Genomic DNA, 19,059 nt, shown 5'->3' with positions numbered 1-19,059 from the left:
TCTTATCTTTAATAGATGAACTTATGTCTGGGAAAAACGTATGGGCAGAATTATTTGCCAGAACAAATTATTACAGCGATTAAAGAAAATAATCACAATTCAATGGATATATTGAATCGATTGGCAATTGAAAACTTTGCAGCTGGACACCATGAACATGTCCTACCTTATTTGCATGCTGCTTTTGAAATGGAACCAGATCATGCGGATACTCTTTATAATTTAGCGTTTGTGCTGAATTCGTATGGAGAGAAAGAATTGGCTAAACGATATTTGTCGTTCATTAAAAATCCGGATGAAGAGGTCCAAAAGTTGTTTGAGGAAATTAATGAAAAGTCGCTAAAAAACATTCAAACGCTTACATTTTTGTTGCGTCGATTGGAGTTCGAGGTTGATTTAGAAGAAACGAAACTAGCGATTGTGCGAAAATTAATGGAAAATGAAATTGATGAAACGCTTGTAAAAGAAGTGTTGAACACAAGCATCATCGACAAAATTAAAGTGCTCCAGTCCCTTGCAATTATTTGTTTTGAGCACGGGCTGCACGAACATGTTTTGCCTTATTTGCACGCTGCTTACGACCTTGATCCAACGAATGGAGATACTCTTTACAATTTAGGTTATGTACTGCTTTATTATGGGGAATACGAATTGGCAGAAAGATTCTTACAGCAAATTCAACAGCCTGATGCACAAGTAATCGAATTGCTCAAGGCTGCAAGAGGAGAGTCTTCATGATGAATGATAAAAAAATCGCGTTCATTTACTGTGTCAATAACCGTGATTTATATGAAGAATCGGTACGCTATGTAAAATCACTACATGTACCAGAAGGTTATGAAATTGAATTTATTGCGATTGAAGGGGCACAAAGCATTACTTCAGGGTATAACCAAGCGATGAAGCAGACGGATGCGAAGTATAAAGTGTATTTGCATCAGGATGTGTTTATTGTTAATAAGAACTTTTTAGTTGATACTATTCAATTGTTTGAAAAAAACGAACAACTTGGAATGGTTGGTGTAATTGGTGCGAAAACGATTCCTAACTCAGGAATATGGTGGGAAAGCGAAAACAAGATTGGCAAAGTTTATGATAGTCATACAGGGAAAATAGAGTTATTGCAATTTGAAGAGGTAGACCAAGGCTATGAGCCTGTGCAGGCAATTGATGGCCTTCTTATGATGACCCAGTATGATATACCTTGGAGAGAAGACATTTTTAAAGGGTGGCATTTTTATGATTTGTCTCAGTCAAAAGAATTTATTAATGCCGGGTTTCATGTAGGGGTTCCTTTTCAAACGAGGCCATGGGTAGTTCACGACTGCGGAGAAATAATTATTAGTGAGATATTTGAAATAAATAGGAGAATATTTGTCAGAAAGTATTTAGGCATAAAAGATAGTAAAGGAGATACTTTAAACAGTGTAAAGTATCACCATAGTAATCAAAATGTAGATAAACTTTTTCATGATTCTACAATGTACGATATTTTAGAGCAAAATCAAAAATTTTATAGGTCTTTTAAATCTATTTTTAACGCTAATAAAAGTATAGATTTTAATAAAAAAGTAATTATTTCGAAAATAATTGGGGCTTATGGTTGGTTAGCGCATACCGGTTATTATGCAGATTATAAGTTAGAAGATGAGTTATTAGAAATGTCTAATAAGTTGTTCTATAGCTCTGCAAAAGTTGATCTAAAAGAAATCCGGATAAACAGAAACTCCGGATTTAAGGTATTGCATGTTATCTCTACAGCCTATTTAACTGGTGGACACACTAGGTTAATGGATCGATGGATTAGATTAAGAAAGCACTATGATGAAGTACACTCAGTAGTGTTTACAGATCAACGAAATAATGTAGTCCCCGATTGGCTTATTAAAACGATTAATGAAGCTAATGGTTGGTACTATGTTTTTAATAATGATTATAATTTTAGGAGTCAGTGTCTTAAATTGAGAAAGTTGGCTCAAGAGTGGGCAGATTTAGTTGTTTTGCATACACATCCAAACGATCCTATACCTATTCTAGCTTTCGGAAATAAAGAAGGGCTACCACCAATTATTTTAGTTAATCATGCAGATCATGTTTACTGGTTAGGTGGAAGCGTATCTGATGCTGTTATGGATATACGAATGGCAGGTCAATTTATTACTAAACATAGACGAGGCATTCAAAATAGTGCTGTACTGCCTATTCCACTAATGAAGAAAGAGAGAAAAATCTCTAAGACAAAATTAAGAGAAAAGTATGGCCTACCTAATGAGGCAGTTATCTTACTTTCTATTGCCAGTGGCTATAAATTCAAGCCTTATAGACATTTAAATTTTCCTATTACTTTAGCAGAAGTATTAAGAAAGGCTCCAGATGCCATACTAATAGTAATAGGTCCTAATCCACAAGATGATATTTGGAGGGAAGTAGGTAAGAGCACGAATGGACGTATTATAGTTATAGGAGCTACAACAGAGATAGAAGAATTTTATCAACTATCTGATATCTTCCTAGAAAGTTTTCCTATAGGATCCTTAACGGCTGAGTTAGATGCAATGTTGTATGGTTTACCTGTTATTAAGGCTCCTAAGCCTTTATCTAATCTGTTAACTATAGGAGACGACTATACTTCGTTGGATGGAACACCAAAAAGTTTAAGGGATTACAGAGAATTAGTTTTTAACTATATACATGATTTCCAAATAAGAAAAGAGAGAGGTAATCAGCAACGTGAAGAGGTTATAAATAAACACACTGGGGATGGATGGAACAATTGCTTAGATTCTATTCTTTTAACAAATGTACTAAATAATAACAATAAGAGAACTAGAGTTTGTTTTAATAAAATTGATGAACCTTCTGAATTTGATGCAATTTGGGCAGAAATGCAGAGAAATAGTGGAGAAAAGGTTTTTCTCTCCGCTGAAATAAATTTTTATAATCAAATTCTAAATAGTCTATAGGCTTTTGTCGGAATATATAAATACAGATTGATCTTTCAATATATGTAAACACTTTTGTGTTTCTCATTTCAGTTAACCAGAGATGGTGTTGTTTATATCAGTTTTTTGAACTGAATTTATTTATATAGTTATTTATGATTAACCTTCCCGCTAATTTGATTAAGGTAAAGAGAGTGTAAAAAAAATGAATGTAAAAATTATTAACTTTGAAATTATGGGTGATGAAAGAGGCTCACTTATTGCACTTGAGCAGAATAAAAATATTCCTTTTGAAATTAAAAGGGTTTATTACATTTTTAATACAAAGGAAGATGTAAAAAGAGGTCTACATGCCCATAAAGATCTCCAACAAGTTTTGATAGCATTAAGCGGTTCATGCAAAATTCTTCTAGATGACGGAAGAGAGTTTGTTGAATTTGAGTTGAATTCCCCAGATAAGGGATTATTTATAGACAAGTTGATTTGGAGGGAAATCTATAATTTTTCAGAGGATTGCGTTTTGCTAGTTTTAGCAAATGAATATTATAAAGAGGAAGACTATATAAGAAACTATCAAGAATTTAAAAACTATATTTATCGTGTAAAGAAATCAATTTGATTAATAATCGAGATTATTTTCCAATAAGTGAATTTAAATTACAGTATGGTAATGATATATATAAATTATAAAATAGGGGATTATTACTATGAAAGAAGAGTTAGATAAAATAGCGAGCAATAGCTTATATGATAAAGGTGTTAATGCTTTAATGATTAAATACACGGCTAAAGTATTTGGGCGTTTCATTCGCTCAGGTGATATACTCGAGCTTGGACCAGCAGAAGGACTTTTAACAGAAGAGTTACAGAAATATGCTAAAACACTAACTTTAGTCGAGGGCTCTTCTGTTTTTTGTAATCAATTGCGTAAAAAATTTCCTCAAGCTATAGTAATTAATCAATTATTTGAAGAAGTTAATTTACATCAAAAGTATGATTACATTATTTTGGGGCATGTTTTGGAACATGTTGACGACCCAATTGATATACTAAGAAAATTCAAAAAATTTTTAAGGCCAAATGGATTGTTGTTAGCCGCTGTTCCAAATTCGCATAGTATTCATCGACAGGCTGCTGTACTCATGGGGTTGCTTAGTAAGGAGTCAGCAATGAGCGAAAAAGATATCCATCATGGCCATAAACGTGTATATAATTCAAGGCTATTTAGAGAACATTTTTTACAGGCAGGTTATAATATCGAGGTTTTTGGTGGTTATTGGTTAAAACCGCTATCTGATGCTCAACTTGAAGAGTATTGGACTGAAGATATGATGAACGCTTTTTTTAAGTTAGGGGAATTATATCCTGATATTGCTGCTGAGATTTATATAGTTGCCTCCGCAGGTTCTTAAGGAGGGGAAGAGTATGAGAAGAAATATACTAATTAGTGCTGGTGGGACAGCAACAGCATGGCATTTAGCTAATTTAGTTAAAAGTGAGTTTAAAGAATATTTTGAACTATATATGTGTGATATAAATCCGAGCTATTTGGTTCCTGCATCGACATTATCTGATAAATTTATTCAAGTGCCGCCAATACATTCAGTTGGTTATAAACAGACAATGATTAATTTATTTAAGGAGTATAATATTGATATTTTTGTTCCATTGATTGATTTCGATGTATACGAGTTTCCTTGCGATGATCCTATGTTAAAAGAAATTGGCGTTTTCTCAACAGGAGTCAATCATAGTTCATGTAAAAAACTACGCAATAAAAAAGTACTTTCATATTATCTACAAGAAAATAAGATAAATGTACCAAATTTATATAATACACTAGTTGAAATCGAAGAGGCAGAAGCAGATGAGTTTTTAATTAAACCTATATCCGGTTTTGGTAGTAGAGGAATAAAAAAAATATCCAAGAGGGAGTCACGCGAATATATTGGAAACGAAGATGTTTTATTACAGGAAATTTGTCAAGGTCCTGAGGTTACAGTTGAAGTATTTAATTCTAAGGGCGTTATTAAGTCAATTTCTAGAGAAAGAATTGAAGTAAAAAATGGTGTATGTACCAAAACTAAGTTGTGGTTTGATTTAGAACTTCACGAAATTGCTGTTAAATTGTGTAACATACTAAAATTGCCTATAGCTTTTTGTTTTCAAGTAATGAAAAATAGCGTTGGAGAATGGGTGGTTATTGATGTTAACCCGAGATTAGGTGCGGGAACAGCTCTAGCATCTGCTTGTGGATGGTCTTTAGCGTCAGCAGCCTTAGTAGAGTGGGGGAAACTTGAGATGGATGCATCGAAATACCTGAATTCAATTTCAGGTGAAAAATTTGTTACAAGGGTTTATAAAGAAATAATAATGAATTAAGACCAAATATCTAAAGGATGTATTGTGAAATGAAAATCGGAATCGATTTAGATGGTACGATATTGGATAGCAGGGAAAGACATAAACAGGCTCTTATTTTGGCATCAAAGAAAGAAAATGTGATATTGCCGTCAAAATTAGTTAGTTCGTTTGTCAGTGAAAAAAGTTTTGGATGCACAGGATTAGAGGTATTAAAGAAATATAATATTCCTAACAACAAGAAGATAATTGAGAATTGGATAGAGATAATAGAGGAAGGTAGTTTATTATCATTAGATATTTTATATCCAGATGCAGAGGATTTACTTTTTAAATATAAGGCTATGGGCATAGAATTTTATCTTGTTACCAAAAGAAAGAACACTGAAGGCGTGATAAATCAAATCAAGAGGTTAGGAATAAGCCATTATTTTAGAGCAATACATGTGGTCGATCCTAATTTTGAGTCCAATAAAGAATTTAAATCTATCAAAGCAAAATATACTAGGGAATATCACTTAGATTGTGTTGTTGGGGATACGGAAGATGATTATGAGTGGGCTAAAGCCTTAAATATTAAATTTTACGCTATATCACATGGTTTTCGGAATAATCAATTTTGGGAGGAGAAAGGTATAAAATCTTACTCTAATCTAATTGATGTTTTTTATGCCATTGAGCAAGATATAGTTTTTGGTGACTATCAATAATTATATGTCTCTAAAGATCATCTAGAATTCTATACAAATTTGGATAATTGACGGATTTATTTTGCTGAACTAAAGGAAGGTTAGTAATGTATGATACCTTTTCTAGATTTGCGAGCTGTTAATGTACAATATGAAGAAAAGATCAAAGAAGCAATTAATAGAACTATTAATAGTGGATGGTATATTTTGGGTGAAGAAGTAGAACGCTTTGAAATGGAATTTGCTAAATACTGTGGTGTGAAACATGCGATAGGTGTGGCAAACGGTTTAGATGCTCTTACCCTCATCCTTAAAGCCTACGAAATAGGAAAAGGAGATGAAGTAATTGTCCCTGCTAATACGTATATAGCTACTATTTTGTCTATTTCCGCTAACGGAGCTACTCCAGTATTAGTGGAACCTAAAATTAATAGCTATAATATTGACCCAACTCAAATTGAGAAGCAAATCACTTCAAGAACCAAAGCTATTATGACTGTTCATTTGTATGGTCAAGTAGCAAACATGGATGCAATAAAACATATTGCCCAAAAATATAATTTAAAGATTATTGAAGATGCCGCACAGGCTCATGGTGCAGTGTACAATGGGCGAAGAGTAGGAAGTTTAGGGAATGCTGCTGGCTTTAGCTTTTATCCAGGCAAAAATCTAGGTGCGCTTGGGGATGGTGGCGCGATTACCACAAACGACGATGAACTAGCCGACAGGCTAAGAGCTTTGAGAAATTACGGCTCTTATGAAAAATATCAAAATTTATTTAAAGGTCTTAATAGTCGCTTGGATGAAATGCAAGCAGCGATACTTCGCGTTAAGTTAAAATATCTTGACATGGATAATGAAAAGCGCCGTCAAATTGCGGAATATTATCTTAACCATATTAAGAACGAGGAAGTTGTTTTGCCTGTTGTCGAGAATGGGAATCGTCTTTCTCATGTTTGGCACTTATTTGTAGTTCGAGTGGAAAACCGAGATAAATTTCAAGAATATTTGACTCAAAATGGGATACAAACAGCGATCCATTATCCAATTCCTCCGCATAAACAGAAAGCGTATGAAGAGTGGAACAATTGTTGTCTTAGAATCACAGAGGAAATTCATAGAACAGTCGTTAGTTTGCCTATGTCTCCAGTTTTGAAATTGGAAGATGTGAAGAAGATAGTGGAAGTTGTGAATAATTATTAAATTTTGAGTTTTAATATTTAATCAAGGCAAGCGTTTATATGTCCGTAATTAAAAAAATGATCTTTTATCTAAAATATTCCTAATTTTGGAGGGATATAATGAAAGGTATCATTCTCGCCGGTGGGACAGGCTCCCGCCTTTATCCGTTAACGAAAGTAACCAATAAACATTTGCTTCCAGTCGGTAAATATCCGATGATTTATCATGCTATTTACAAGTTAAAAGAGGCGGATATTCGCGATATTTTAATTGTAACTGGGCGCGAGCATATGGGAGATGTCGTGAATCTTTTAGGAAGCGGTTCGGAATTCGATGTCCAACTGACGTATAAAGTACAGGATCAGGCGGGGGGAATTGCACAGGCATTGGGGCTGTGCGAGGCGTTTGTCGGCAATGATTTAATGACGGTCATTTTAGGGGACAATGTTTTTTCTGATAGCATCACTTCCTATGTAAAGAATTTCATAGAGCAAGGAGCGGGAGCAAAAATTTTAATTAAGCAAGTCGAGGATCCTGAGCGATTTGGGGTGCCGGAATTAGAAGGAAACCGAATCAAGAGCATTGAAGAAAAGCCGAAACAGCCGAAAAGCCGTTATGCGGTAACGGGAATTTATATGTACGATGCAAAAGTATTTGACATTATTAAAACATTAAAGCCATCAGCACGAGGGGAATTGGAAATTACTGACGTAAATAACGCCTACATTGAGAGAAATGAGTTAACGTATGACGTTTTGGATGGATGGTGGACGGACGCGGGGACGCATATATCTTATTTGCGGGCTAATGAACTGGCGAAGGATGTGGATTTCGGCAGCTGGTTTAATAAGAACATGAAATATTGAAGGATGAAAGGTATGAAAATTATCGAAACCACATTTGACAGTGCTTTTATCTTGGAACCAACCGTATATGGAGACGCTCGAGGCTTTTTTATGGAAAGCTACAATGAGAAAACGTTTCGCGAATTAGGCTTTGACTTGCGGTTTGTGCAAGATAATCATTCTCTTTCTGTTAAAGCGGGAACGATTCGTGGATTGCATTATCAGTTGAATCCCCGAGCTCAAACCAAACTCGTCCGTGTTACGCGCGGCGCTATTTATGATGTGATCGTCGATATCCGCCGCGGTTCTCCGACGTTTGGAAAATGGCAAGGTTTCATTTTAAGTGCCGATAATAAAAGGCAGTTGTTAGTTCCTAAAGGATTTGCGCACGGCTTTTGTACTCTAGTTAATCATACAGAAGTTCAATACAAAGTGGATGCCTATTATTCTCCAGAGCATGACAGAGGTATTTTATGGAATGATCCTTCTTTAGGGATTGATTGGCCAATGCCAACTCCTGTTCTTTCCGAAAAGGATGCCAACCATCCATTATTGGTCGATGCAGAGATTAATTTTGCGTGGGAGAGAATTGTATGAATATTTTGGTGACCGGTGGAGCTGGCTTTATCGGCAGCAACTTTGTGCGTTATATGTTAGAGAAATATCCTAAATACAAAATTGTGAACTATGATCTGTTAACATATGCAGGAAATCTAGAAAATTTGCAAGATGTTCAAAAAAACGGGCAATATGTTTTCGTTAAAGGTGATATTGGCAATTATCAGCTCGTTGATTATGTTGTGGGCACTCATCAGATCGATGTAATTGTTAATTTTGCGGCCGAGTCGCATGTAGACCGCAGCATTTCTGATCCAGGAATCTTTGTGAAAACAAATGTACTTGGAACACAGGTGTTATTAGATGTAGCCAAAGCTCATGGTATTAAAAAATATGTGCAAGTTTCAACGGATGAAGTATATGGGAGTCTAGGAGAAGCAGGATATTTTACAGAAGAAACGCCGCTGGCGCCAAACAGTCCATATTCGGCGAGCAAAGCAGGGGCCGATTTGCTTGTGAGGGCGTATCACGAAACATATGGATTAAATGTCAATATAACGCGCTGTTCTAACAATTATGGGCCGTATCATTTTCCTGAAAAGCTGATTCCGTTAATGATTACTAATGCCTTGGAAGGCAAAGAGCTCCCGATTTACGGTGACGGTCAAAATGTTCGTGATTGGCTCCATGTGAAAGATCATTGCGCAGCGATTGATTTGGTGATTCATAAAGGGATTTCTGGGGAAGTATATAATATTGGCGGACATAATGAGCGTACAAATAATGAAATCGTGCACCTCATTGTTGAAAAACTAGGGGTTTCCAAATCATTGATTAAGTATGTGCCAGATCGCCTAGGACATGATCGCCGTTATGCGATTGATCCGGCGAAAATTACAGAGGAACTCGGTTGGACGCCGCAGTACGAGTTTGACAAAGGCATTGAAGAAACGATTCAATGGTATATTGATCATCCAGATTGGTGGAAACGCGTCAAATCAGGCGAGTATATGGATTATTACAAGAAGCAGTACGGTGAAACCAAATGAATAAGGATAAAATATTAATAACAGGAGCACATGGGCAGCTTGGGGTTGAACTAGTCACACTGCTAGAAAATGCGGAATGTCAAGTATACGGCTACGGACGAAATGAAATGGATATTACCGATTTTGAGCAAGTAAACGATATTATCGATCGTGTTCGTCCTACTGTAATTATCCATGCGGCTGCCTATACAAGGGTAGACGACGCCGAGTCTGAAATCGACCAAGCTTTTCTAGTAAATGCATACGGAACAAGAAACGTTGCGGTGGCAGCACAAAAGGTAGATGCCAAGCTTGTTTATATAAGCACGGATTACGTATTTGATGGAAACAGCCATGCACCTTATAACGAGTTTGTTGCGCCAAGTCCAATCAATGTATATGGAAAAAGTAAATGGGCTGGTGAACGATTTGTAGCGGATTTACACTCAAAGTTTTTTATTGTGAGAACGTCATGGGTTTACGGAAAACATGGAAATAACTTTGTAAAAACGATGCTGAAACTCGGACAGAAACAAAAAGAGCTATTCGTTGTGGATGACCAAATCGGTTGCCCCACTTATGCTGTTGATTTAGCGGCGCAAATTTTTCAGCTGATTCAAACTGAAAAGTATGGAATCTATCATGTTTCAAACTCGGGATCTTGTTCTTGGTATGAGTTCGCGAAGGCGATTTTTGAAGAAACTGGCTTGATAGTAAGGCTAGAGCGATGTAAGACAAAAGATTATCCAAGGCCTGCCGCGCGCCCTTTGTATTCCGTATTAGAGCATATGGCTTTAAGGCTTAACGGTTTTAAGGAGCTAAGGCACTGGCGAGAAGCATTGAAAGAATTTATTGGGCTATATGAGGTGGAATCTTGACGACACTCGCATTGGTCATGATTGTCAAAAATGAAGAACGTCACTTAGGACGGTGTCTGCAAAGTGTTAAAGATATAGTGGATGAAATTATTATTGTGGACACAGGATCTACGGATCGAACGAAAGACATTGCTTCTTCTTTTGGAGCGAAAATATTTGATTTTAAATGGATCGATGATTTTTCGGCGGCCCGCAATTATGCGCTCGAACAATCTACAAGTGATTGGAATTTAGTACTGGATGCAGATGAATATGTGATAAATCAATGTGAAAGCACTATACGTCGATTTTTAGAAAAAGATGAAAAGAAAATTGGACGAATTCGGCGTATTGATGAGTTTATCCAAAATGGCGAGAAACGGTATGCGCAGTCCTATCTATCTCGATTGTTGCCGAAAGGCGTAAAATATGTTGGACGGGTGCATGAACAGATAGAGACAGATTTACCGAGAGAGGACCTTGACATAGAAGTGTATCATGATGGATATATTGCTACGGATAAAACAGATCGAAATTTAAATTTGTTGTTGCTGGAATTGGAAAAAGATCCATTTAACGATTATGTTTTATATCAAATAGGGAAGCAGTATAAGCTAAAACAACAGCTGCGACAGGCAGAGCGATATTTTGAAAAAAGCTATCAGCTTGTTCCGTTATATTCATGGTATCGTCATAACCTAGTTGTCGATTACTTGTATACCGTCAGAGGGAATCAATCGTTTGAGAAGGGCATAAAGCTTATTGAAACGGAACAAAATAGCTTAGCCGATTCTCCGGATTTTCATTTTGCCTGCGGTTTATTTTATATGGATTTGATTTTTAGCGACGTGAATCAATATATTCACTTGTTTCCGCTTATCGAGCAATCTTTTCTTCGATGTTTAGCGATAGGCGATACGGCGAAATATGATAGTGTGAAAGGAACAGGAAGCTTTTTAGCCTTATATAATCTCGGGGTTTTTCATGAAGCGCTTGGAAATGTGAATAAAGCTATTTCTTTTTATCAAAAAGCGGCTGATCTGCAATATGGACAAGCGACCAAAAGATTAGAGATGCTCAATCGCCAATGAAAAAAATAGAGCTTCGCGTGTGCGAGCTCTATTTTTATGGAATTAGAACGTATTATTCATTCGCTACATGATAAATATTGTTGGCGTTAAACATGCTCACAGCTTTGTGTGATTTTCTCATCGTTCCTAAGTTCATTGGAAAAGAGATCTAGCAGAGTTTTACATAAGCTTGAATTACTAAAATTCGCTTTATAACAGCCAACATAAAGGAATAGATGACGAAATTTATAGTATTATTCTCTTTTTTTTGAATGGGTTTTTTCTATTTTTTCTTCACACTCCTTCATCTGTAGCCGATATAAAAAATAGGAAGCGTTTAGAGACAAAGGAGCGGGCGATATGGCGATTGAGCGTATTTTTTCCCAATCTTCTTTTTCATTGGAGAATGTAAAAAATCAGCAGGCTTTTCACATGGCTGAACGGCAGCCGACAGAGGAGCCGATTATAGCCGAGACGCCGCAGGATTCGCAGGAATGGTCGAAGGAGCGGCTTTCCGATATTGTGAAAAGCATGAACACTTTTTTGCAGCCAAGCCAGACATCGTTGCGGTTTGAGCTTCATGATGAGCTAAAGGAATATTATGTGCAAGTGGTGGATGAGCGGACGAAGGAGGTCATCCGTGAAATTCCGCCGAAAAAGCTGTTAGATATGTATGCGGCGATGATGGAATTTGTCGGGCTTGTCGTGGATAAGAAAATTTAAGAAGGGAGCGTGCGGCGATGAGTACCATGCGGATAAGCGGTCTTGCCAGCGGCATGGATATCGATCAAATGGTGAAGGATTTGATGAAGGCGGAGCGCATGCCGCTTGACAAGCTGACGCAGAAGAAGCAGACGCTTGAATGGCAGCGCGATGATTATCGATCGATGAATGCGCTGCTGCAAGATTTAGATAATTATATTTTTAGTAATTTGACATTGCAAAGCAGCATGCTGAAAAAGAAAGTGACAAGCTCCAACGACAGTGTAGTCACTGCCACGGCCAGCGCTTCGGCCGCGAATGTCAGCATGAACATCAATGTCGCGAAAATAGCGACTTCCGCTACGTGGATTTCCACTGGAACGGAAAATTTCGCCCAAGGGGCGAGAACGCTTAGCTTAAATGTCACCAATGGCGATGGAAGCACGAAAGCGGTGACGCTTTCCATTGACGCTTCTGACACTCTTGATACCGTTTTGGCCAAGCTTAATAATCACAACGATTTAGGAATTACCGCGTTCTATGATTCAGTACAGGATAAAGTCGTCATCACGAAAAAAGATACGGGAGCGGCTGCGAGCTTAGTGCTCAATGATGCGGATACGGCTGCGTTTTTTCAACAGCTTGGCTTTAGCGATGCGGTGGCCGGGGCGGAGCTGACCGGAAAAACGGCGGGCCAGGATGCCCAATTTACGATTAACGGCTTGACGACGACAAGACCATCGAATACGTTTACGCTGGGCAATGTGACCTATACGCTAAAAGCGGTCGGTTCCGCCACGATTGCGACAGCCAACGATACAGATGCGATTTTTAATGCGATTAAAGGCTTTGTTGATAAATATAACGATACGATCAGCAAAATCAATGCGAAGCTGTCGGAACAGCGCTATCGTGATTATTTGCCGCTGACCGATGAGCAAAAGGAAGCGATGACGGAAAAGCAGGTCGAGCTGTGGGAAGAAAAAGCGAAAAGCGGCTTGCTTCGCGGCGATACGATTTTATCGAGCGGCTTAAATCAAATGCGGATCGGTGTCTATAGCAAAGTCAATGATCCGGCGATCAACCCTGATTATGATACACTTTCGGAGATCGGGATTACGACATCAAGCAACTATTTGGAAAACGGAAAGCTGGTTCTTGATGAAACGAAGCTTCGCGCCGCAATTGAAAAGGATCCGAATTCCATTTATCAATTGTTTAATGCCAACGGTTCCACCTTTGATACAAAGGGGATTGCCCGCCGATTGCGCGATACGATCCAAGATACGATCGGCAAAATTGAGCAAAAAGCAGGAAAAACATTGTGGACAAACGATCAATTTTCAATTGGCCGCAACTTAGATGATCTGAATAAACAAATTGCTGCGTTTAATGATCGGCTGCAGCAAATCGAAGACCGCTATTATCGCCAATTTACGGCGATGGAGGAAGCGATCAATCGGGCCAATCAGCAAAGCTTGTATTTAATGAATGCTTTTGGGGGATCGCAATAATTTTTAGGGGAGTGTTTTTACATGGCAACGAATAACCCATATCAATCGTACCAAACGAATGCCGTACAAACAGCATCGCCTGGCGAGCTCACGTTGATGTTATACAACGGCTGCTTGAAGTTCATTCAGCTTGCGCGCCGCGCGATGGAAGAAGGCCATACGGCAGAGCGCCATACCAATTTATTAAAAGCGCAAAAGATCATTCAAGAGCTGATGGTGACGCTCAATATGGACTACGACGTCGCGAAATCGATGATGACGATGTATGACTACCTTTACCGCCGCCTAGTGGAAGCGAATATTAAAAATGATCGCGCCATTCTTGATGAAGTGGAAGGCTATGTGACGGAATTCCGCGATACGTGGAAGCAAGTGATTCAATTGAATCGCCAGCGCCAATATGCGCAGGGTGGGCACGTGTAGTGAGCATTGTTGTGGAATTGTTTCAGGTTACAAAACAGCTATATGATCTATTAGATGAGCCCATTCCAAAGGAAGCGCGCGATGAAACGATTGATATGATTCGACATTTGCTTGGGAGAAGGGATGAACTGATCGAGCAGCTACAACCGCCATATAGCGATGAGGAACAGGAGTTGGGCATGGAAATCGTGATGCTCAATGAAACAATCGACCAAAGGCTTCATGGGCTGAAGCAACAAATTTACCAAGATTTAAAGGCGATGAAGCAAAAGAAGATGGCGAATCAAAATTATTTGAATCCTTATCAATCCCTTTCGGTTGATGGGATGTTTTACGATAAAAAAAGGTAGGTCTTTCTAGATGATGCATTTAACTCCTGAACAATTGGCCGTTGTCCGGCAATATGCAGCATTGCTTGATACGATGGAAGAAGGATTTGCTTATGTGGTGGAGAGCTTTCACCATTACGAACGCACACAAGGCGACGCGGTGCTAGCCGATCTTTTTACCGCGCTTGGCCGCATTCATGATGTCAACGAGCGGCTGCTCTCCCGCTTTTTTGCGGAGAATGCCGCCATCATGGCGGAGATCCGCCGGTTTTCCGCTGTTGCGGACGAGGCATGGAAGCTGGATGGAAAGCTGCAGGATGCCAATGGGAAGCAGCAGCTTGTCGAGACGCGCTTAGCTCCTGCGTTTGAAGCGTGGAAAGCCAGCATGCTGACGCATTTGCGCCCATATGTGGAGCAATAATCGCTGCTTCTGCTACGTAAAACCATCGAAGGAGCAGTGGCGAAAGCGATCAGTGCGGAAGCACCGTTCTGTAATGTCAGCATGCCTTTTGGCAAGCAGGCCGCAGAAAAGATGAATCCATCTGTACCAAACCGTTCTCTAGCTGAGTGGAGGGCGGTTTTTTATTTGCATGGAATCAGAGTTCGCTTGATTTCAAACAAGGCGGGCATAAAGGGGCGAGAATAAGAGTAAATATTACCATAATATCCATTTGATTTTTCACAAAATTTTCAAAAAATATTCGACGTTTGAAGAAGGATTTTGTAGGGGATTGTAGAACTATACACATAACCCTTTATTAAAGGAGGCTTTTGCACATATGAAGTACAACATTCGCGGTGAGAATCTGGAAGTTACGCAAGCCTTAAAAGACTACGCTGAGAAAAAGCTCGGCAAATTGGAACGCTATTTTGACGCAACGGAAGAAGTGATAGTCAATGTGAACTTAAAAGTATATAACGATAAACAAGCGAAAGTAGAGGTGACGATCCCGATGCCGCAACTGGTGCTGCGCGCAGAGGAGCGGCATGAGGATATGTATGCGGCGCTTGATTTGGTGACAGACAAATTGGAGCGGCAGATTCGGAAGCACAAGACGAAAGTGAACCGAAAATGGCGCGAAAAAGAAGCGAAGCATGTATTTGCCGGCAACGATGTTCCGGTGGCAACTGAACCAGCAGAGGAAGAGGAATGGGATTTTGAGCTCGTGCGCACCAAACGGTTTAGCTTGAAGCCGATGGACAGCGAGGAAGCGATTTTGCAAATGAATATGCTCGGCCATAGCTTTTTCGTCTTTACCAACGCGGAGACGAACCGCACCAACATTGTCTACCGCCGCAAAGACGGAAGATATGGTTTAATTGAAGCGAATTAATCTTCATCCCCTGCCTTTTGAAGGCGGGGGATGTTATAATGTATTAGGAGGAAGGAGGTGAGTAAAAGATGGAAGAGATGTTAAAGCAAATTTTGCTTAAATTGGATAAGATGGAAACGAATGCGGAACAATTTCAAGAAGAAGTTCGCCAGCGATTGGATCAAGTGGACAAGCGTTTTGCGCAAATGGATGAGCGGTTTGTCCAAATCGACGAACGCTTCTCCCAAATCGATGAACGCTTCGCCAATCTGGAAGCTCGTTTAGACCATCTGGAGAGTGAGATGGCAGAAGTGAAAGAGCGCCTCGGTCACCTTGAAAGCGACATGGTTGAGGTGAAACAACGGATCGAGCAGGTCGAAGGGAAGATAGGCAAGGTAAAAGAAGCGGTGTTCCCCCAAGAACCTCAAGTCGCTGACGATGTGTATGCGCTGTTGAAAAACATCCATAAGAAAATCGAGGAAAAAGGGTTTGAAATCTATGCGCTCAACAAACGGCTGTTGCATGTCGAAGGAGCGATTGAACAAATCCAATCGCAAACGTAACGAGCGGTTCCAGTTAGAAGGCTGGCTTTTCTTTTTTCCCTCCTCTCTTCTCCATCGATCCCCGCGTTTGAGTTGTCACCTATTCCTGTAAATGATATCATGTAAATTAGTGATTCTATCTGAATAAGGGGCGTTATATATGCTAGGAGTATTAAAAAAGGTGTTTGATTCAAATAAACGCCAGATTCAACGCTTGGAAAAAATTGCAGAGCAGGTGGATGCGCTCAGTGCCGATATGGCCAAGCTTTCTGATGAAGAGCTGCGCCAAAAAACGGAGCAGTTTAAAGCGCGCTACCAGCAAGGAGAGTCGCTTGATGATTTGTTGGTCGAAGCTTTTGCGGTTGTGCGCGAGGGAGCGAAGCGCGTCCTTGGGCTTTATCCATATAAAGTGCAAATTATGGGCGGTGTTGTGCTTCATGAAGGCAATATCGCCGAGATGAAAACAGGGGAAGGGAAAACGCTGACGGCCACGATGCCGGTCTATTTGAACGCGTTGACAGGAAAAGGCGTTCATGTCGTGACGGTCAACGAATATTTGGCCAGCCGTGACGCGACGGAAATGGGTCGCCTGTATGAGTTTTTAGGCTTAACAGTTGGTTTGAATTTGACAGGCTTGTCACGCGAGGAGAAGCAGGCCGCGTACCAAGCGGATATTACGTATGGAACGAACAATGAATTCGGCTTTGATTATTTGCGCGATAACATGGTGCTCTACAAGGAGCATATGGTGCAGCGTCCGCTTCATTTTGCTGTGATTGACGAGGTCGACTCGATTTTAATCGATGAGGCGCGAACGCCGCTTATTATCTCTGGTACCGCGCAAAAGTCGACGAAGCTGTATATTCAGGCGAACGCGTTTGTTCGTACGCTCAAGCGGGATACGGACTACACGTATGATGAAAAAACAAAAAGCGTGCAGCTGACAGAAGAAGGGATTACGAAAGCGGAGCGCGCGTTTGGCATCGATAACTTATTTGACTTAAAGCATGTGACGCTGAACCATCACATTAATCAGGCGTTAAAAGCGCATGTGACGATGCAGCGCGATGTCGATTATGTCGTGGAAGAAGGAAAGGTCGTCATCGTTGATCCGTTCACAGGTCGTTTAATGAGAGGCCGGCGTTATAGCGATGGCTTGCATCAAGCGATCGAAGCGAAGGAAGGTCTGGAGATTCAAAACGAATCGATGACGTTGGCGACGATTACGTTCCAAAACTATTTCCGCATGTATGAAAAATTAGCGGGAATGACAGGAACAGCGAAGACAGAGGAAGAAGAATTCCGCAACATTTACAATATGCAGGTGGTTGTCATTCCAACCAATAAACCGGTCATTCGCGAAGATCGCCCGGATTTAATTTATAAAACGATGGAAGGCAAATTCCGCGCGGTCGTCGAGGATATTGCCGAGCGCCATGCGAAGGGGCAGCCGGTGCTTGTCGGTACGGTTGCGATCGAGACCTCTGAGCTGATTTCAAGCATGCTGAAGAAACGAGGCATTCCGCATAATGTGCTGAACGCGAAAAACCATGCAAAAGAGGCGGAGATTATTGCGCAAGCTGGACAAAAAGGCGCGGTGACGATCGCCACGAACATGGCAGGGCGCGGAACGGACATTAAGCTTGGCGAAGGGGTGACCGATCTTGGCGGATTGGCGGTCATCGGTACGGAACGGCACGAAAGCCGCCGGATTGATAACCAGCTGCGCGGACGTTCAGGACGTCAAGGAGATCCTGGAGTATCGCAATTTTACTTGTCATTGGAAGACGAGTTGATGCGCCGCTTCGGCTCGGAAAATTTAATGGCGATGATGGATCGCTTCGGCATGGACGATTCCCAGCCGATTCAAAGCAAAATGGTGACAAGAGCGGTTGAGTCGGCGCAGAAACGCGTGGAGGGCAATAACTTTGACGCGCGGAAGCAGCTGTTGCAATATGATGATGTATTGCGCGAGCAGCGGGAAATTATTTACCGCCAGCGCTTTGAGGTGCTGGATTCCGAAAATCTGCGCAGCATTGTTGAAAAGATGATCCAATCGGTCATTGAACGAGTGGTGACGACGCATGCGCCAAGTGAAGAGCTTCCGGAAGATTGGGATTTGAAAGGCATTCTGGATTACGTCCATGCCAACCTGCTTCCAGAGGGAGATGTGGCCGTCAGCGATTTGCGCGGCAAAGAACCGGAAGAAATGATCGAAGTGATTTGGCAAAAGGTCAAAGCGCGCTATGATGAAAAAGAACAGCAAATCGATCCGGAGCAAATGCGCGAATTTGAGCGCGTGATCGTGCTTCGCGCGGTCGATATGAAGTGGATGGATCATATTGATGCGATGGAGCAATTGCGACAAGGCATTCATCTGCGGGCATATGGACAAATCGATCCGCTTCGCGAATATCAAATGGAAGGCTATGCGATGTTTGACGCCATGATTGCTTCCATTGAAGAAGAAGTGGCAAAATATATCATGAAAGCGGAAATCCACAGCAACCTTGAGCGCCAAGAAGTGGCGAAGGGAGAAGCCGTTCATCCAAAAGAAGATGAAGGGGAAGTGAAGCGCAAGCCGGTTCGCAAAGCGGTGAACATTGGCCGCAATGATCCGTGCATTTGCGGAAGCGGCAAGAAATATAAAAACTGCTGCGGGAAAAACGCGTAAATCAAAGTGAGGGGGCAGCCTCTCGCTTTG

Annotated in this window: 20 protein-coding genes; all 20 read left to right on the top strand. The window is 40.4% G+C overall.

The window, feature by feature from the left end; translation table 11 throughout:
• Positions 1 to 54: 54 nt before the first annotated feature.
• Positions 55 to 738: a tetratricopeptide repeat protein gene (locus B6A27_RS03705; RefSeq protein WP_080860273.1), complete on the top strand. Its 684-nt coding sequence runs from the start codon at positions 55 to 57 to the stop codon at positions 736 to 738.
• On the top strand, positions 735 to 2,963 hold the full coding sequence (locus tag B6A27_RS03700; RefSeq protein ID WP_080860271.1) for a glycosyltransferase: 2,229 nt from the start codon (positions 735 to 737) through the stop codon (positions 2,961 to 2,963). Before B6A27_RS03705 ends, B6A27_RS03700 begins: the two co-directional genes overlap by 4 nt.
• A 184-nt stretch (positions 2,964 to 3,147) precedes the next feature.
• A complete protein-coding gene (locus tag B6A27_RS03695) occupies positions 3,148 to 3,561 on the top strand; it encodes a sugar 3,4-ketoisomerase (RefSeq protein ID WP_080860269.1) in 414 nt (137 codons plus the stop codon).
• 88 nt (positions 3,562 to 3,649) lie between these two features.
• Positions 3,650 to 4,354, top strand: coding sequence for a class I SAM-dependent methyltransferase (locus tag B6A27_RS03690; RefSeq protein WP_080860267.1), 705 nt, complete (start codon positions 3,650 to 3,652; stop codon positions 4,352 to 4,354).
• A 13-nt stretch (positions 4,355 to 4,367) separates the two neighbouring features.
• Positions 4,368 to 5,324 (top strand): ATP-grasp domain-containing protein, encoded by a 957-nt coding sequence (locus tag B6A27_RS03685; RefSeq protein ID WP_080860265.1) that lies wholly within the window; start codon positions 4,368 to 4,370, stop codon positions 5,322 to 5,324.
• A gap of 29 nt (positions 5,325 to 5,353) precedes the next feature.
• Positions 5,354 to 6,013, top strand: a complete 660-nt coding sequence (locus B6A27_RS03680; protein WP_161491027.1) for an HAD family hydrolase — start codon at positions 5,354 to 5,356, stop codon at positions 6,011 to 6,013.
• A gap of 90 nt (positions 6,014 to 6,103) precedes the next feature.
• Entirely contained in the window at positions 6,104 to 7,195 is a 1,092-nt protein-coding gene (locus B6A27_RS03675; RefSeq protein ID WP_080860261.1) for a DegT/DnrJ/EryC1/StrS family aminotransferase, read from the top strand.
• Positions 7,196 to 7,293: 98 nt separating this feature from the next.
• Entirely contained in the window at positions 7,294 to 8,040 is a 747-nt protein-coding gene (locus B6A27_RS03670) for a sugar phosphate nucleotidyltransferase (RefSeq protein WP_080860259.1), read from the top strand.
• A gap of 12 nt (positions 8,041 to 8,052) precedes the next feature.
• Positions 8,053 to 8,616 (top strand): dTDP-4-dehydrorhamnose 3,5-epimerase, encoded by a 564-nt coding sequence (gene rfbC, locus B6A27_RS03665; RefSeq protein ID WP_080860257.1) that lies wholly within the window; start codon positions 8,053 to 8,055, stop codon positions 8,614 to 8,616.
• Positions 8,613 to 9,626: a dTDP-glucose 4,6-dehydratase gene (gene rfbB, locus B6A27_RS03660; RefSeq protein WP_080860255.1), complete on the top strand. Its 1,014-nt coding sequence runs from the start codon at positions 8,613 to 8,615 to the stop codon at positions 9,624 to 9,626. The genes rfbC and rfbB overlap by 4 nt, the downstream gene beginning before the upstream one ends.
• Positions 9,623 to 10,483: a dTDP-4-dehydrorhamnose reductase gene (gene rfbD, locus B6A27_RS03655; RefSeq protein ID WP_080860253.1), complete on the top strand. Its 861-nt coding sequence runs from the start codon at positions 9,623 to 9,625 to the stop codon at positions 10,481 to 10,483. Before rfbB ends, rfbD begins: the two co-directional genes overlap by 4 nt.
• Positions 10,480 to 11,553 carry a glycosyltransferase gene (locus B6A27_RS03650; protein WP_236631778.1) on the top strand — a complete coding sequence of 358 codons (1,074 nt, stop codon included), beginning with the start codon at positions 10,480 to 10,482 and terminating at the stop codon, positions 11,551 to 11,553. The genes rfbD and B6A27_RS03650 overlap by 4 nt, the downstream gene beginning before the upstream one ends.
• 339 nt (positions 11,554 to 11,892) lie before the next feature.
• Positions 11,893 to 12,255, top strand: coding sequence for a flagellar protein FlaG (flaG, locus tag B6A27_RS03645; protein WP_080860251.1), 363 nt, complete (start codon positions 11,893 to 11,895; stop codon positions 12,253 to 12,255).
• A gap of 17 nt (positions 12,256 to 12,272) precedes the next feature.
• Complete coding sequence (locus tag B6A27_RS03640; protein WP_080860248.1) at positions 12,273 to 13,748, top strand: flagellar hook-associated protein 2; 1,476 nt, start codon at positions 12,273 to 12,275, stop codon at positions 13,746 to 13,748.
• A 21-nt stretch (positions 13,749 to 13,769) separates the two neighbouring features.
• Positions 13,770 to 14,171, top strand: coding sequence for a flagellar export chaperone FliS (gene fliS, locus B6A27_RS03635; RefSeq protein WP_080860246.1), 402 nt, complete (start codon positions 13,770 to 13,772; stop codon positions 14,169 to 14,171).
• The gene (gene fliT, locus B6A27_RS03630) at positions 14,171 to 14,521 is read left to right on the top strand and encodes a flagellar protein FliT (protein ID WP_080860244.1); all 351 of its coding nucleotides are present in this window, start codon (positions 14,171 to 14,173) and stop codon (positions 14,519 to 14,521) included. The genes fliS and fliT overlap by 1 nt, the downstream gene beginning before the upstream one ends.
• 10 nt (positions 14,522 to 14,531) lie before the next feature.
• Positions 14,532 to 14,921 (top strand): DUF8042 domain-containing protein, encoded by a 390-nt coding sequence (locus tag B6A27_RS03625; RefSeq protein ID WP_080860242.1) that lies wholly within the window; start codon positions 14,532 to 14,534, stop codon positions 14,919 to 14,921.
• A gap of 358 nt (positions 14,922 to 15,279) precedes the next feature.
• On the top strand, positions 15,280 to 15,834 hold the full coding sequence (hpf, locus tag B6A27_RS03615) for a ribosome hibernation-promoting factor, HPF/YfiA family (protein ID WP_044746267.1): 555 nt from the start codon (positions 15,280 to 15,282) through the stop codon (positions 15,832 to 15,834).
• Between the two features lie 68 nt (positions 15,835 to 15,902).
• On the top strand, positions 15,903 to 16,376 hold the full coding sequence (locus tag B6A27_RS03610; RefSeq protein WP_080860238.1) for a hypothetical protein: 474 nt from the start codon (positions 15,903 to 15,905) through the stop codon (positions 16,374 to 16,376).
• Between the two features lie 139 nt (positions 16,377 to 16,515).
• Entirely contained in the window at positions 16,516 to 19,029 is a 2,514-nt protein-coding gene (gene secA / locus B6A27_RS03605; protein WP_080860237.1) for a preprotein translocase subunit SecA, read from the top strand.
• The last annotated feature ends 30 nt before the right edge of the window (positions 19,030 to 19,059 follow it).

The organism is Anoxybacillus sp. UARK-01, from assembly GCF_002075365.1.
Taxonomy (GTDB): Bacteria; Bacillota; Bacilli; order Bacillales; family Anoxybacillaceae; genus Anoxybacteroides; species Anoxybacteroides rupiense.
The sequence above is the reverse complement of the archived record's forward strand: the minus strand, read 5'-3'. Positions and strand labels throughout refer to the sequence as shown.

Bases quoted from the DNA above. Each gene is read 5' to 3' on its own strand.
- B6A27_RS03670 (WP_080860259.1), top strand. From the start codon at position 7,294: ATGAAAGGTATCATTCTCGCCGGTGGGACAGGCTCCCGCCTTTATCCG.
- hpf (WP_044746267.1), top strand. From the start codon at position 15,280: ATGAAGTACAACATTCGCGGTGAGAATCTGGAAGTTACGCAAGCCTTA.
- B6A27_RS03690 (WP_080860267.1), top strand. From the start codon at position 3,650: ATGAAAGAAGAGTTAGATAAAATAGCGAGCAATAGCTTATATGATAAA.
- fliS (WP_080860246.1), top strand. From the start codon at position 13,770: ATGGCAACGAATAACCCATATCAATCGTACCAAACGAATGCCGTACAA.
- rfbC (WP_080860257.1), top strand. From the start codon at position 8,053: ATGAAAATTATCGAAACCACATTTGACAGTGCTTTTATCTTGGAACCA.
- rfbD (WP_080860253.1), top strand. From the start codon at position 9,623: ATGAATAAGGATAAAATATTAATAACAGGAGCACATGGGCAGCTTGGG.
- rfbB (WP_080860255.1), top strand. From the start codon at position 8,613: ATGAATATTTTGGTGACCGGTGGAGCTGGCTTTATCGGCAGCAACTTT.
- secA (WP_080860237.1), top strand. From the start codon at position 16,516: ATGCTAGGAGTATTAAAAAAGGTGTTTGATTCAAATAAACGCCAGATT.
- flaG (WP_080860251.1), top strand. From the start codon at position 11,893: ATGGCGATTGAGCGTATTTTTTCCCAATCTTCTTTTTCATTGGAGAAT.
- B6A27_RS03610 (WP_080860238.1), top strand. From the start codon at position 15,903: ATGGAAGAGATGTTAAAGCAAATTTTGCTTAAATTGGATAAGATGGAA.
- B6A27_RS03685 (WP_080860265.1), top strand. From the start codon at position 4,368: ATGAGAAGAAATATACTAATTAGTGCTGGTGGGACAGCAACAGCATGG.
- B6A27_RS03640 (WP_080860248.1), top strand. From the start codon at position 12,273: ATGAGTACCATGCGGATAAGCGGTCTTGCCAGCGGCATGGATATCGAT.
- B6A27_RS03700 (WP_080860271.1), top strand. From the start codon at position 735: ATGATGAATGATAAAAAAATCGCGTTCATTTACTGTGTCAATAACCGT.
- B6A27_RS03675 (WP_080860261.1), top strand. From the start codon at position 6,104: ATGATACCTTTTCTAGATTTGCGAGCTGTTAATGTACAATATGAAGAA.
- B6A27_RS03695 (WP_080860269.1), top strand. From the start codon at position 3,148: ATGAATGTAAAAATTATTAACTTTGAAATTATGGGTGATGAAAGAGGC.
- B6A27_RS03625 (WP_080860242.1), top strand. From the start codon at position 14,532: ATGATGCATTTAACTCCTGAACAATTGGCCGTTGTCCGGCAATATGCA.
- B6A27_RS03680 (WP_161491027.1), top strand. From the start codon at position 5,354: ATGAAAATCGGAATCGATTTAGATGGTACGATATTGGATAGCAGGGAA.